This is a genomic window from Paenibacillus sp. 598K (genome assembly GCF_003851045.1).
In the GTDB taxonomy this organism is placed as follows: Bacteria; Bacillota; Bacilli; order Paenibacillales; family Paenibacillaceae; genus Paenibacillus_D.
Genome location: NZ_BFBX01000053.1, coordinates 1 through 517 on the forward strand (window position 1 = coordinate 1; position 517 = coordinate 517).

Consider the following 517-nt stretch of genomic DNA (forward strand, 5'->3'; position numbering starts at 1 on the left):
TTAGCGATACCTATGTTCCTGAAGGCCGTTTCACCTTGTGACAGTCCCGGTCTTGTGCAACCGGGACTATTTGTCGGTTGATTCCTGCAGCGGATTGCTTTACACTAGAGTAAGCGCTTACCCTATTTTTCCTTTTTGCACTTACTGCCGAGGAGGCTGTCCCATTGCTGAAGCAGAACTGGTATCGACGGATGCTGTTTTCCTACTTTCCGATCTTTCTCATTACGATTACGATTTTGATTTTTTTATCGTTCATCATCGTGACGGATATTTCTCATACCGAGGCGGTCAAGGCAGACCGCATCAGCGCAGAATATACGATCGACCGCTTGTCCCGCTCCTTGAACGATATCGAGCTAAGCCTGCTCGAGGCGATCCAAAAAAATAACCGGTTCCAGCAATTCCTGAGCGCTCGCGAGACTCCCCAGGAGATCGAGATCGCTTACGAGGTTGCAGACAATCTGAGAGCGCTTGCCGCCAGCGAGACGCTGATCTATTCGGTCTATCTGTATCGCGC

Annotated in this window: 1 pseudogene; it reads left to right on the forward strand. The window is 49.9% G+C overall.

What is annotated here, in order from left to right:
- Positions 1–164 precede the first annotated feature (164 nt).
- Positions 165–517 (forward strand): annotated as a pseudogene (locus PA598K_RS16450) (helix-turn-helix domain-containing protein); the annotation flags it as partial.